Origin of the sequence: Acinetobacter sp. P8-3-8 (assembly GCF_000214135.1) — a bacterium.
In the GTDB taxonomy this organism is placed as follows: Bacteria; Pseudomonadota; Gammaproteobacteria; order Pseudomonadales; family Moraxellaceae; genus Acinetobacter.
Genome location: NZ_AFIE01000159.1, coordinates 1 through 530, shown reverse-complemented (window position 1 = coordinate 530; position 530 = coordinate 1). Strand labels below are relative to the sequence as shown.

At 38.3% G+C, this 530-nt stretch carries 1 protein-coding gene; it reads left to right on the top strand.

All coding sequences use genetic code 11. The features are described from left to right. Positions 1-237: hypothetical protein (locus GGG_RS21490; RefSeq protein WP_010118142.1), on the top strand; the 237-nt coding region annotated here is incomplete at its 5' end. Between the last annotated feature and the right edge of the window lie 293 nt (positions 238-530).

Sequence of the window (530 nt, the reverse complement as noted above, 5' to 3'; positions counted from 1 at the left end):
AGCCACTCTGCACTGAGCAAAATGACTAGAAAGAAGAACTCACCACAAAAGAAAGAATCAGAAACAGTACTCTCTGCCACAGAGTTACAGAATTTGGATTACAATTCGATGTCAGAAAGCCAATTCAGAAGCAAAATTATAAAGCTACTGGTAGCTCTGGAGATAAGAATAAAGGATTCAAGAGACTTCATGACTACAGAATTTAGATCTAATCAGGCCAAATTAAAAATCAATTAAATGAGATGCAATCCAAACTGGAGGTCCTAATGATGAGGGTTAATGAGGTAGAAGAAAAAGTGAGTGACATAGAAGACAAGTTGATGGCAAGGAAAGGAAGCTGAGGGAAAACGAGAAAAACAATTAAAAGACCATGAGGAAAGGTTAAGGGAAATAAATGACAGCCTCAGAAGGAAAATTCTAGTATAATTGGGGTTCCAGAGGGCCAGAAAGCATATTTGAACAAATCATAGCTGAGTAGTTCCCTATTTTGGGGAGGGAAACAGGCATTCAGATCCAGGAGATAGAGAAGT